This window comes from Wenzhouxiangella sp. 15190, assembly GCF_003417465.1.
Taxonomy (GTDB): domain Bacteria; phylum Pseudomonadota; class Gammaproteobacteria; order Xanthomonadales; family Wenzhouxiangellaceae; genus Wenzhouxiangella.
In genome coordinates this window covers 94179-105978 of record NZ_QVMV01000052.1, presented here as the reverse complement: position 1 = coordinate 105978, position 11800 = coordinate 94179, and the positions used below count along the sequence as shown (strand labels likewise).

Annotated in this window: 12 protein-coding genes; all 12 read right to left on the bottom strand. The window is 62.4% G+C overall.

Annotated features, from left to right (window positions below; translation table 11 throughout):
- Positions 1 to 2 precede the first annotated feature (2 nt).
- Positions 3 to 296 carry an integration host factor subunit beta gene (gene ihfB / locus DZK26_RS13070; protein WP_116899249.1) on the bottom strand — a complete coding sequence of 98 codons (294 nt, stop codon included), beginning with the start codon at positions 294 to 296 and terminating at the stop codon, positions 3 to 5.
- Positions 297 to 363: 67 nt separating this feature from the next.
- The gene (rpsA, locus tag DZK26_RS13065; RefSeq protein ID WP_258870900.1) at positions 364 to 2088 is read right to left on the bottom strand and encodes a 30S ribosomal protein S1; all 1725 of its coding nucleotides are present in this window, start codon (positions 2086 to 2088) and stop codon (positions 364 to 366) included.
- Between the two features lie 91 nt (positions 2089 to 2179).
- Complete coding sequence (gene cmk / locus DZK26_RS13060) at positions 2180 to 2884, bottom strand: (d)CMP kinase (RefSeq protein WP_116899250.1); 705 nt, start codon at positions 2882 to 2884, stop codon at positions 2180 to 2182.
- A gap of 188 nt (positions 2885 to 3072) precedes the next feature.
- A complete protein-coding gene (gene aroA / locus DZK26_RS13055; RefSeq protein WP_116899251.1) occupies positions 3073 to 4368 on the bottom strand; it encodes a 3-phosphoshikimate 1-carboxyvinyltransferase in 1296 nt (431 codons plus the stop codon).
- 3 nt (positions 4369 to 4371) lie between these two features.
- Entirely contained in the window at positions 4372 to 5493 is a 1122-nt protein-coding gene (gene hisC / locus DZK26_RS13050) for a histidinol-phosphate transaminase (protein ID WP_116899252.1), read from the bottom strand.
- Complete coding sequence (locus DZK26_RS14205) at positions 5494 to 5718, bottom strand: hypothetical protein (RefSeq protein ID WP_147306720.1); 225 nt, start codon at positions 5716 to 5718, stop codon at positions 5494 to 5496. It abuts the gene before it with no gap.
- 60 nt (positions 5719 to 5778) lie between these two features.
- Positions 5779 to 6915: a prephenate dehydratase gene (gene pheA / locus DZK26_RS13045; protein ID WP_258870901.1), complete on the bottom strand. Its 1137-nt coding sequence runs from the start codon at positions 6913 to 6915 to the stop codon at positions 5779 to 5781.
- A complete protein-coding gene (gene serC, locus DZK26_RS13040; protein WP_220337270.1) occupies positions 6878 to 7945 on the bottom strand; it encodes a 3-phosphoserine/phosphohydroxythreonine transaminase in 1068 nt (355 codons plus the stop codon). Before serC ends, pheA begins: the two co-directional genes overlap by 38 nt.
- A 7-nt stretch (positions 7946 to 7952) precedes the next feature.
- Complete coding sequence (gene serS, locus DZK26_RS13035) at positions 7953 to 9233, bottom strand: serine--tRNA ligase (RefSeq protein ID WP_116899253.1); 1281 nt, start codon at positions 9231 to 9233, stop codon at positions 7953 to 7955.
- 215 nt (positions 9234 to 9448) lie between these two features.
- The gene (locus DZK26_RS13030; RefSeq protein WP_116899254.1) at positions 9449 to 10735 is read right to left on the bottom strand and encodes an adenylosuccinate synthase; all 1287 of its coding nucleotides are present in this window, start codon (positions 10733 to 10735) and stop codon (positions 9449 to 9451) included.
- 21 nt (positions 10736 to 10756) lie between these two features.
- A complete protein-coding gene (locus DZK26_RS13025) occupies positions 10757 to 10942 on the bottom strand; it encodes a DUF2065 domain-containing protein (RefSeq protein WP_116899255.1) in 186 nt (61 codons plus the stop codon).
- The gene (gene hflC / locus DZK26_RS13020; RefSeq protein ID WP_117238668.1) at positions 10942 to 11799 is read right to left on the bottom strand and encodes a protease modulator HflC; all 858 of its coding nucleotides are present in this window, start codon (positions 11797 to 11799) and stop codon (positions 10942 to 10944) included. The genes DZK26_RS13025 and hflC overlap by 1 nt, the downstream gene beginning before the upstream one ends.
- Between the last annotated feature and the right edge of the window lies 1 nt (position 11800).

Genomic DNA, 11800 nt, shown 5'->3' with positions numbered 1-11800 from the left:
CATCAGTCCGACGACGATCCGTCGTTGACCCGCTCACGCAGTGCCTTGCCCGGTTTGAAGTGCGGCACATACTTGCCCGGCAGGGCCACCGATTCGCCTGTTCGGGGATTGCGCCCCATGCGCGGCGGGCGATAGTGCAGTGAGAAACTGCCAAATCCGCGGATCTCGATTCGCTCCCCTTCCGACAACGCACGGCTCATCTGCTCGAGTACGCAGCGAACCGCAAGTTCAACGTCGGCCTGGCTGAGGTGGTTCTGCTCTCCGGCCATACGTTCGATCAATTCGGATTTGGTCATTACCCCTCCCCGCGGTACCGATTCGGCGCCATCACGGTGGATAGCGCCTTGATCGGTAGCGTCGGTCTCAGTCGTCCTTGTTCTCGAGCTGCTCCTTGAGCAGGTCACCCAGCGTGGTGCTGCCGCCACCGCTTCCGGTGTGCTTGTACTGGTCGACCGCGTCGGAAAGCTCGTCGTGATCCTTGGCCCGAACCGACAGGGTCAGATTGCGGGTCTTGCGATCCAGCGCAACGAACTTGGCTTCGATCTCATCGCCCTCCGACACAACTTTGGTGGCGTCGTCGACGCGTTCCTTGGCCAGGTCGGAAGCCTTGATGTAACCGTCCACACCATCGGCCAGTTCGACCACGGCACCCTTGGGATCAACTTCCTTGACCTTGCCGGTGACGATGGAACCGCGCGGGTGCTCGGCCATGTAGGTGGCAAACGGATCCTGCTCGAGTTGCTTGATACCCAGCGAGATGCGCTCGCGCTCGGGGTCGACGGCCAGCACCACGGCCTCGACTTCTTCGCCCTTTCGGAAGTTGCGAATGGCCTCTTCGCCCGGCGTCATCCAGGAGATGTCGGACAGGTGAACCAAGCCGTCGATACCGCCTTCCAGGCCGATGAAGATACCGAAGTCGGTGATCGACTTGATGGCACCCGAAACCTTGTCGCCCTTGTTGTGCGTGGCGGCAAAGGCTTCCCAGGGATTGGGCGTGCACTGCTTCATGCCCAGGGAGATGCGGCGACGTTCTTCGTCGACATCCAGCACCATGACTTCGACTTCCTGGCCCACATGAACCATCTTGGCCGGGTTGACGTTCTTGTTGGTCCAGTCCATTTCGGAGACGTGAACCAGACCTTCGACGCCGTCTTCGATCTCGACGAAGCAGCCGTAGTCGGTGATGTTGGTCACCTTGCCGAACAGGCGGGTCGTCGGCGGATAGCGGCGATCGATGTTTTCCCAGGGATCGTCACCAAGCTGCTTGAGGCCCAGCGAGACGCGCATGCGTTCGCGGTCGAAGCGCAGCACGCGCACTTCCAGCTCGTCACCCACTTCCACCACTTCGGACGGATGGCGCACGCGCTTCCAGGCCATGTCGGTGATGTGCAGCAGACCGTCGATACCGCCCAGATCCAGGAACGCACCGTAATCGGTCAGGTTCTTGACCACGCCCTTGACCACGGCACCTTCGGTCAGGCGTTCGATCAGGTCTTCGCGCTCGGCGGCGTATTCGTGTTCAACCACCGCTCGGCGGCTGACCACCAGGTTGTTGCGGCGACGATCGAGCTTGATGATCTTGAACTCGAGATCCTTGCCCTCGAGGTAAGCGGGGTCGCGAACAGGACGAACGTCGACCAGCGAACCGGGCAGGAACGCCCGAATGCCGTCGATGTTGACCGTGAAGCCACCCTTGACCTTGCCGGAGATCTGACCGATCACGTTGTCTTCGTTTTCGTAGGCCTGTTCCAGCTTGGTCCAGACCCGGGCCCGCTTGGCCTTCTCGCGCGACAGGCGGGTTTCACCGAATCCGTCCTCGACGGCATCCAGCGCCACTTCCACCTCGTCGCCCACTTCCACTTCCAGTTCGCCGTCCGGCTTTCGGAACTGGTGAATGGGAACGATACCCTCGGACTTCAGCCCGGCATTGACGACGACCACGTCGTCGCGGATATCGACAATCTTGCCCATGACGATCGCACCGGGGCGAAGGTCCTTCTCGGCAATACTCTGTTCAAATAATTCGGCAAATGATTCGGTCATTACGCTTGATTCTTCCTGCAAGATCTGCGCGGCGTTGGCATTCAAGGTGCGCTTGTCTCTCTGGTTTCTGCGTCTGATCAGACAGACGCTCGTGAAAAAATCCGACCGCCGCGAACCGCGGGGCCGGGACTTCGCTTCAGATTTTCCTTTCACCACCCGGTCGATTGGCGACCAGATCGAGAATCCGTTCGACCACCTGCTCCAGCGTCAGATCGGTCGAATCGATGACCGTCGCGTCCGATGCCGGAACCGTCGGCGAGACGGCTCGTTCCCGATCCCTGCGGTCGCGCTCGGCAAGGTCGTGAAAAAGACGGGAGAATTTAACACTTTCTCCTTTTTCTTTCAACTGTTTATGCCGGCGTCGTGCACGTTCTTCCACGCTGGCGTCCAGAAAGACCTTCACCGGGGCATCGGAAAATACCACCGTACCCATGTCCCGACCATCGGCCACCAGGCCCGGCAACTGCCGAAAATCCCGCTGCAGACCCAACAAGGCCCGACGCACGGCCGGATTGGAGGCGACCCGGGAAGCCATGAGCGACACCGCTTCGCTGCGCAGCCGCTCGTCGACGGCACGGCCGTCGAGCAGGACGATGATGCCGTCCTCGCCCGCGCGGAATTCAAGATCCAGCGTTTCACACAATGCCGTCAGGGCCGCTTCGTCCTCGGGATCGACGCCACGGTCGAGCGCGGCCAGCGCCACCGCCCGGTAAACCGCCCCGGAATCGAGCAGGTGCCACCCCAGGCGCTCGGCCACGATCGCCGAAACCGCCCCCTTTCCGGCGCCGGAGGGGCCGTCGATGGTGAGAACGGGAACTGGATTATCTGCGGTTTCAGTCATGCGTCTGTCTGGGATTCCGGGGTGGCGACATTATCGACGATCTCAAGCACGAAATTCGAAGCACTAAATCCGAAACAAGCACGAATGACAAAAATCCCAAAACGCTCGAAATCAGGCTTTTCGAATTTCGGATTTCGGATTTGTTTCGAGTTTGGTGCTTCGAATTTCGAATTTGAATCTTCCAACCGTCACTCCCACTCCATCTCCGCCCCCAACGCTCTCATGTCATCCACGAACCCCGGATAACTCGTCCGAATCCACTCGGCATTGTCGATCGTGACCGGGCCCTCGGCGACGAGGCCCAGCACCGCCAGGCTCATGGCCACGCGGTGGTCGCCGTGGCTATCGACGTTCCCGCCGTGGATCCGGCCGCCGGTGATGATGGCGCCGTCGTCGAGTTCTTCCAGTTCAACGCCCAGCCGGGCCAGTTCACGGCACATCACGGCGATGCGGTCGGATTCCTTGACGCGCAACTCGCTCGCGCCGCGAATCCGGGTCCGTCCGTCGGCCGCGGCGGCGAGCGCCATGATCAGGGGAAACTCGTCGATGGCCAGGGGCACCAGCTCGGGCGCGATATCCACGCCGGATATGGAACTGGCTGAAACGGTCAAGCGGCCGAGCGGCTCTCCGCCTTCGGTCTGGTCGCCTTCGATGACCAGGCCTGCGCCCATGGCCTGGACGACTTCGATCACGCCGCTGCGGGTCGGGTTGAGGCCGACGCCATCCAGTTCGATTTCCGAACCTTCCACCATCAAGCCGGCGGCCAGGGCGAATGCGGCCGAGGACAGGTCGCCCGGAACGTCGATGCGGCAGCCCGACAGCGACTGCCCACCATGGATGGCCACGCCCGGGTCGCCGTCGTGCAGTGACGCACCAAAGGCCGGCAGCATGCGCTCGGTATGGTCCCGGCTCACGCCCGGCTCGACCACCACGGTTTCCCCCTCGGCATTCAGGCCTGCCAGAAGAATGGCCGACTTGACCTGGGCGCTGGCGACATTCAGCGCATGCCGTCTCCCGTTCAGGGGACTCGGCTCAATAACCAGCGGCGCCCTGCTTTCCTGGCTGTCGATCCGTGCGCCCATGAGGGCCAGCGGGTCGATGATGCGACTCATCGGCCGACGCGACAACGATGCATCCCCGATCAGTTCGATCCGGCTCTCCTGCAGGTCCGGATGCCCCGCCAGGGCGCCGGCCAGCAGCCGCATGCCGGTCCCGGAATTCCCGAGATCGAGCGGTCCCGTCGGTGAACGAAGCGAGCCGCCCCGCATTCGGATCACGCCATTCGATTCTTCAACGCGGGCGCCCAGCTGTTGCATCGCCGACAGCGTGGCGTGCGTGTCGGCACTGTCGAGAAATCCGTGGATCTCGGTCTCGCCGCCGGCCAGCCCGCCGAGAATCGCGGCCCGGTGCGACACCGACTTGTCGCCCGGCGGGCGGTAGCGGCCATTCAGTGCCCGGGCTGCGGGACGGACGATCAGCCGCATCGGCTAGAGCACTTCTGACAGCGCGGCGAGCAACCGTTCATTCTGCTCCGGTGTACCGATGGTGATGCGCAGATAGTTGTCCAGGCCGTAGTTGCCCACCGGGCGCACGATCACGCCGCGCTTGAGCAGCGGTTCGTTGAGTTCGGCGCCAGCACGCTCGAAACCGACCAGCAGGAAATTGGCGGCCGACGGAATGACGGTCAATCCGAGCTTTTCGAAACCCTCGGCAAGCTGCTTCATGCCGGCACTGTTCATGCGTCGCGTTCGCTCGATGAACTCATGATCGTCCAGGGCTGCCCGGGCCGCCGCCAGTGCCGGGGCATTGACGTTGAAGGGCGGGCGCACGCGATTGAGTAAATCGGCAATGCCGGGGTTCGACAACGCATAACCCACGCGCAGGCCGGCCAGGCCGTAAGCCTTGGAGAAGGTGCGCGTGACGACCAGGTTGGGGAATTCCTCCAGCCAGGTCGAAGCATCCCCGAGCGTGTCCGACTCGGCGTACTCGGTGTAGGCCTCGTCGACCACGCAGATGACATGCGGCGGCAGAGAGCCGATGAAATCCTTCAGGCGGTTCTTGTCGAGCCAGGTCCCGGTGGGATTGTTCGGATTGGCGACGAAGACCAGGCGGGTATCGTCGCCGACGCGCTCGAACAGCCCCCTGAGGTCGTGGCCCAGCGGCATGCCCGGGTGGTCGGCCGGCAGCGCCGGGGCGATGTTGGCCTTCGCGCCCACCATCTGCGTGGCGATCGGGTATACGGCGAAGGCGTACTGCGAGAACACCGACTCAAGCCCCGGCTGCAGGAAAGCCTGCGCCAGGAAGACCAGCACATCGTTGGAGCCATTGCCCAGGGTGATCGCCTCCACCGGTACGCCGTGCTTCTCGGCCAGGGCCTGCTTGAGATGGAAGCCGTTGGCGTCCGGGTACAGCCAGGCGTCATCGAGCTCGGCACGGGCAGCCTCGATGGCCTTCGGACTGGCACCGAGCGGATTCTCGTTGGAGGCGAGCTTGATTGAGTCGCTCACGCCGTACTCGCGCTCGAGCTCCGAAATCGGCTTGCCCGGCAGGTAGGGCATCAACTCCCGCACACCCGGCGCGGCCAGGTCAGAGTAGTCGCGTTGCTTCATTCAACTTCCTTCAAAAACATCAAAAACCTTAAAACCTATTTGTCCACAGATAAACACAGATGAACACAGATGAACACAGATGAACACAGATGAAAAACAAGAACGGGCCGAGCGTCTGGCGGGCGATAGACCACTGCCTGCCGCTTGCAAACCGAAACACCCAATGATCTTTCCTTTCTCTTTTCTCTTTTTTCTATTTTCTTCTAGGGTTTTATCTGTGTTCATCTGTGTTCATCTGTGGACAATTTTATTTTTTTTGATTTTGATTCTTTTTGACTTATCGGATCACTCCTGCTCCCCCGGCAGGCGGCCGACGACGGCGCGGGGGTAGCAGCCGAGGATGCGGACCTGGGCGGCGCGGGACTCGATTTCGGCCAGGGCTTCCTTGAGTCCCGGATCATCGACGTGCCCTTCCATGTCGATGAAAAACACGTAATCCCAGCGGCGCTCGCGCGAGGGGCGTGACTCGATGCGGGTCATGTTGACGCCGTGCTTCGACAGCGGTTCGATCAGGCCGAACAATGCGCCCGGCCCGTCCAGGCCGGCGACCATCAGCGTGGTCTTGTCCTCGCCCGAGGGCGGCAATAGTTCCCGACCCAGCACGAGAAAGCGCGTCGTATTGTCGGCGTGATCCTCGATATTGGCAAACAGCACGGGAATGCCGTAAATCTCGGCGGCGTTGCGCCCGGCGATCGCCGCCGCGTCCGGTGCGTGGCGTACCCGTCGTGCTGCCTCGGCATTGCTGGAAACCGCGATCAGTTCGGCGTGCTCCAGGTGCCCGGCCAGCCACATCCGGCACTGCGACAGGGACTGCTGATGCGCGTAGACACGCTCGATATCGTCCAGCGACCGGGCCCCGGTCAGAAGGTGCTGATGAATGCGCAACTCGACCTCGGCGGCGATGCGGACATCGGAATGCATGAACATGTCGAGCGTGTGCGTGACGATACCCTGCGAAGAGTTTTCAACCGGCACGACGCCGAAATCGACCTCGCCGCCCTGCACGCGCCGAAACACTTCGTCGATGCCGGTCTCGGAACTGGCGCTGACCGAGTGCCCGAACTGGGTGAACACCGCCTGCTGGGTAAAGGTGCCTTCCGGTCCCAGATAAGCCACGCGCAACGGCTCCTGCTGGGCCAGGCAGGCCGACATAATTTCGCGAAACAGCCGCAGCATGACCGAGTCGGCCAGCGGACCGGTGTTGCGCTCGATCACGCGGCGCAGAACCTGGGCTTCACGATCGGGTCGATAGTATTCGGCGGGCGTGGCCGCCTCACCCTTGGCCGAACGCACGGTCTGGGCCAGCCCGGCGCGCTCGGCGATCAGGGCCTGGATCCGCTCGTCGAGCTGGTCGATCTTTTGTCGAACCTCGCCGAGGTCGACCTTATCCGTGCCGTCGTTCGAATTCCCGCATGAAGTCAACGAGGGTCTCCACCGCGTCAAGGGTCTGAGCATTGTACAGGCTGGCCCGCAGGCCGCCGAGGGCGCGATGCCCCTTCAGTCCCTGAAGGCCGGCTTGCTCGGCTTGCTCGACGAAACTCGGCACCAGCGCCTCGTCGGCCGGCCAGAACGGCACATTCATCACCGAACGACAATGCTCGGCTACCGGATTGGACCAGAAGCCGGATTCGTCGATGGTGTGATAAAGCAGCCCGGCCTTGGCGCGGTTGCGCTCGGCGACGGCTCCCAGCCCCCCCCGACGCTCGATCCAGCGAAGCATCTCGAGCGCGGCAAACCAGGCCAGGCCGGCCGGCGTGTTGTAGAGACTCAGATCCTTCGCCCAACTGCGATAGTCCAGAAAACGCGGCAGATTCTCGGGGATACGTTCGAGGAGATCGCGCCGGATGAGCACCACCGTCAACCCGGCGATTCCCAGGTTCTTCTGCGCACCCGCGTAAGTGACCGCAATATCGCTGTAAGGATAGGGCCGGGACAGGAATTCCGAGGACAGATCGGCAGCCAGGGGCACCGCCACGGTCGGCGGTCGTTCGTACTGGATGCCGTGAATGGTTTCGTTGCCGGTGTAATGCAGGTAGGCACAGTCGGTCGGCAGGTGCCCCATTTCGGGTAAATCGGTGAAGTCGACATTCTCGCTGTTGCCAACCACTTCCACGCCCGTAATGCGCTCAGCTTCGGCCAGGGCCTTCTTTCCCCAGTGGCCGGATATCAGGTAGGCGGCCGTGCGATCAGCGGCCAGGTTCATCGGCAGTTGGGCAAACTGGCAGTTGGCACCGCCGTGCAGCAGCAGCACCGCATGCTCCTCGCCAACCCCCGTCAGATCGCGCAGGCGCTGATGCAGCTCCTCGGCCACCGCCATGAAGCGCGGACCGCGATGCGAAATCTCGGCAATCGAAGGCGCCCCGTCGGCCGACGGCGCCAGTGCCTCGCTCAACCGCTCGCGCACTTCCAGCGGCAGCATCGACGGACCGGCGGAGAAATTGTGGATCGTCATCTAGGTTTCAACGAACCACGAGTCGTTCCGCACCGCCCATGTAAGAGCGCAAGGCTTCGGGAACAACAACGGACCCATCCCGCTGCTGATAGTTTTCCAGAACGGCGACGAGGGCGCGGCCGACGGCCAGGCCCGAGCCGTTCAGGCTGTGCACCAGTTCAGGTTTGCCGCTGTCCGGATTGCGCCAGCGCGCCTGCATGCGGCGAGCCTGGAAGTCTCCGAAGTTGGAGCAGGAGGAAATCTCGCGGTAGGCCTGCTGGCCGGGCAGCCAGACCTCGAGGTCATAGGTCTTGCGCGCCGAAAAGCCCATATCGCCGGCACACAGTGCCATGACCCGGTAAGGCAATTCGAGCGCCTGAAGGATCTTCTCCGCGTGGCCGGTCAGCTCTTCCAGCCGCTCTTCGGAGTCTTCGGGCCGGACGATCTGCACCAGCTCGACCTTGTCGAACTGATGCTGGCGGATCATGCCGCGGGTGTCCTTGCCGTACGCACCGGCTTCGCGGCGGAAGCAGGGGGTGTGCGCAACGAACTTCAGCGGCAGATCACCGGCGTCGACGATCTCGTCGGCAACCAGGTTGGTCAGCGGCACCTCCGCAGTGGGAATCAGATAGCGCGCCGGATCGTCGTCGATGACGAAGGCGTCGTCGCCGAACTTGGGCAACTGGCCGGTGCCCTGCATGGCGTTCCCGAGCACCAGGTAAGGCACGTACATCTCGCGGTATCCATGCTCACTCGTATGCAGATCGAGCATGAACTGCGCCAGCGCGCGGTGCAGCCGGGCTACCTGGCCGCCCAGGACGGCGAAACGACTGCCCGACAGCTTGGCGGCACGTTCAAAGTCGATACCGTCGATCAATTCACCGATCTCGACGTGATCGCGCGGCTCGAAATCCAGCTGCGTCGGTTCGCCGAAGCTGCGGACCTGTTCGTTATCGGACTCGTCGTCGCCGTCGGGTACGGCATCGTCCGGCAGGTTGGGCATATCGAGCTGCACGCGCTCGAGCTCGTGGCGAACCTGCTCGAGTTCCTCGCTGGCGGCCTTCAGGTCGTCGCCCAGCTTGCCGACCTCGGCCAGCAGCGGCTCGATGTCCTCGCCCGCGGACTTGGCCTGGCCGATCGACTTGGAGCGGCGGTTGCGCTCGGCCTGCAGCTCCTCGGTGCGCGTCTGCAGCTCCTTGCGCCGCGCCTCGAGCGAGGCATAGCTCTCGATATCGAGGTGATAACCTCTACGCGCAAGACGCGCGGCTATGGCTTCGAGTTCATTTCTCAGTAAATGTGGGTCAAGCATGAGAACTATTCATCTATAGCTGTGCGCGAAATTCGAAATCCGAAACTCGAAATCCGAAACAAATTCGAAGCACCAAATTTGAAACTAACTGAAGTCGCTTCGGCAACGTCACACTCCGTGCTGCACGGCAAAAGGAAAAGCCTGTTTTGAACATTAGAATTTCGGATTTGTTTCGGATTTGGTGCTTCGGATTTCGAATTTTAAGCGCCTTACCCTCACTCTGCCCTGAACGGATGCCTCAGAATGACGTTGGCGTCGCGTTCCGGCCCGGTCGAAAGCATGTGGACCGGGGCTTCTATCAACTCCTCCAGACGGTCGAGGTAGGCGCGCGCTTCCGCGGGCAGCTTGTCCTGCTCGGTCAGGCCCTGGGTGGAACCGTCCCAGCCGGGCATGTCCTCGTAGACCGGCGTTGCGCGCTCCCATTCCTCGGCACCGACCGGAAAGCCGTCGACGCCGTCGTAGTCGACGCAGATACGTACCCGATCGAAGGCATCGAGCACGTCGAGCTTGGTGATGCACAAGCCGGTCACGCCGTTGATGCGCACCATGCGCTTGAGCGCCACCGCATCGAGCCAGCCGCAGCGTCGCGGACGCCCCGTGGTGGCGCCGAATTCGACGCCGCGCTCTGCCATCAACTTGCCGTCGTCATCGTGCAACTCCGTCGGAAACGGCCCGGAACCGACTCGCGTCGTATAGGCCTTGGTGATGCCGAGCACGTAGTCGATGTCGCCAGGACCGATACCCGCGCCGGTCATGACCCCGCCGATGGTCGTATTCGAGGAAGTCACGAAGGGATAGGTACCGTGATCGATATCGAGTAAGCTGCCCTGGGCACCCTCGAACAGGATGGAGCGCTTCTCGCGCCGCAACTCGTGCAGCTCGCCGGTGACGTCGGCGAACATGGGCTTGAGCTCCTCGCCCATTGCCGCGGCTTCCTCGGCAATGCGGTGGCCATCGACCGGGTCGGCGTCGTAGTAGTTGGTGAGCAGGAAATTGTAGTAGTCGATCACGCCGCCGAGCTTTTCCTCGAGACGGCCGGGATCGGCCAGGTCGGCCAGACGCAGCCCCAGTCGCGAGGCCTTGTCCTCATAGGCCGGACCAATGCCGCGTCCGGTCGTACCGATGGCCTTCTTGCCGCGGGATATCTCGCGCGCGCGATCGAGCGCTTCGTGGCAGCCGAGGATGGCCGGGCAGGCCGGCGAAATCCCCAGGCGTGAGCGCACGTCGATACCCTTCTCTTCCAGGCCCTGGATCTCGGATACCAGTGCATGGGGCGCGACCACCACGCCGTTTCCGACCAGGCAACGCGCCCGTTCGGTCAGTACGCCGGAAGGTATGACGTGCAGCACGGTCTTCTCGCCACCTACGACCAGGGTGTGGCCGGCATTATGGCCACCCTGGAAACGCACCACCGCGTCAGCGTCGTGGGCGAGCAAATCGACGATCTTGCCCTTGCCCTCGTCGCCCCACTGGGTGCCGAGAATCACGACGGATCGAGACATTGGTTTTCCCCGGAGTGAGTGTCAGCCGACGAGGTGGAATACCACCGCGCCGATAAGAATCAGCGCCACACCGCCCGCTCGCAGACTGCGATCGGGCAGGTCGGCGACCTGGCTGACCATATTGCGCCAGCTACGGGGGCTGATGGCCGGCATCAACCCTTCGATGATCAGCACCAGGCTGCCTGCCAACAGGAGGTCATTCCACATCAGTCCTGCTGCTTGTCGAAGTAGCGGAAGAAGTCCGACTCGGCATCGAGCAGCATGACATCGTTATCCTTGCCGATGCTCTGGTCGTAAGCCTCGAGACTGCGCCAGAACGAGTAGAAACTACGGTTCTGGTTGAACGCCTCGGCATAGATCTCCGCGGACTGGGCATCGCCCTCACCGCGCAACCGCTGCCCGTCGTGCTCGGCCTCGGCCAGCAGGATGCGAACCCGGCGATCGGCGTCGGCGCGAATCCGCTCGGCTTCCTCGCGGCCGAGTGAGCGCAGTTCGTTGGCATACTCGGTACGCTGCGTTTCCATGCGATCGAAGACCGAACCGAGCACTTCGTCCGTCAGCTCGATCTTCTTGATCCGCACATCGACGACGTCGATCCCGAAATCCTCGAAGCGCCGGTCGGCGCGGATCAGCAGTTCTTCCATCATATCGCGGCGCTGCTCGGAGACGACTTCACTGAGCGTGCGCTGAGCAAACTCGTCACGCAGGTCGTTGCGGATCAACTCGGATAAACGCGCACGGGTGAACACCTGGTCGCCACGGGTTGCCACGTAGTAGTCGCGCGGATCCACGATGCGCCACTTCACGTAATAGTCCACCTCGACGAACTTCTGCTCGGCGGTGTTCATCTGCTCGGGCCGCATGTCCATGGTCATGATGCGCCGATCGAACTTGCGGATATTGTTGATGAAGGGGACCTTGAGGTGCAGTCCGGGCTCGTAGTCGGCCCTGACGACCTCACCGAGCCGGAACCGGATCGCGTATTCGGTCTCCTTGACGATGAACAGACTGCTGATGCCGACGACCAGCGCGACGATCACGAGAATGGGTATGACAAGTCTCATA

Excerpts from the sequence above, each read along its gene's own strand:
- DZK26_RS13025 (WP_116899255.1), bottom strand. The coding sequence starts at position 10,942 with ATGTGGAATGACCTCCTGTTGGCAGGCAGCCTGGTGCTGATCATCGAA.
- DZK26_RS13030 (WP_116899254.1), bottom strand. The coding sequence starts at position 10,735 with ATGTCTCGATCCGTCGTGATTCTCGGCACCCAGTGGGGCGACGAGGGC.
- hisC (WP_116899252.1), bottom strand. The coding sequence starts at position 5,493 with ATGAAGCAACGCGACTACTCTGACCTGGCCGCGCCGGGTGTGCGGGAG.
- hflC (WP_117238668.1), bottom strand. The coding sequence starts at position 11,799 with ATGAGACTTGTCATACCCATTCTCGTGATCGTCGCGCTGGTCGTCGGC.
- ihfB (WP_116899249.1), bottom strand. The coding sequence starts at position 296 with ATGACCAAATCCGAATTGATCGAACGTATGGCCGGAGAGCAGAACCAC.
- DZK26_RS14205 (WP_147306720.1), bottom strand. The coding sequence starts at position 5,718 with ATGAACACAGATAAAACCCTAGAAGAAAATAGAAAAAAGAGAAAAGAG.
- aroA (WP_116899251.1), bottom strand. The coding sequence starts at position 4,368 with ATGCGGCTGATCGTCCGTCCCGCAGCCCGGGCACTGAATGGCCGCTAC.
- serS (WP_116899253.1), bottom strand. The coding sequence starts at position 9,233 with ATGCTTGACCCACATTTACTGAGAAATGAACTCGAAGCCATAGCCGCG.
- cmk (WP_116899250.1), bottom strand. The coding sequence starts at position 2,884 with ATGACTGAAACCGCAGATAATCCAGTTCCCGTTCTCACCATCGACGGC.
- serC (WP_220337270.1), bottom strand. The coding sequence starts at position 7,945 with ATGACGATCCACAATTTCTCCGCCGGTCCGTCGATGCTGCCGCTGGAA.